The following is a 218-nucleotide window of genomic DNA, read 5'->3' on the forward strand; positions in this document are numbered from 1 at the left end:
GACCATTTTATTGGCTGTCGCATAAGCACTCACAAGGTGGAGCGCCGAACTGCGTTCTCCCGGGGCATAGGCACCCCGTAAAACTTTACCATCAATCGCCACTAATTCCCCTGAGTGACCTGATGAACCGAACGCATCCAGTTGATAAAACAAAGATTAAATTGTTCCGGATTAATCCGTGAGAGAAGTCGGGCAATCGTGTCATCAACAGGGATCCC

General features: G+C 49.1%; 1 pseudogene. It reads right to left on the minus strand.

Annotated elements, in window-relative coordinates:
* Window positions 1-218 (minus strand): annotated as a pseudogene (locus ABR397_RS24870) (ISAs1 family transposase); the annotation flags it as partial.

Origin of the sequence: Photorhabdus viridis (assembly GCF_040256935.1) — a bacterium.
Taxonomy (GTDB): domain Bacteria; phylum Pseudomonadota; class Gammaproteobacteria; order Enterobacterales; family Enterobacteriaceae; genus Photorhabdus; species Photorhabdus viridis.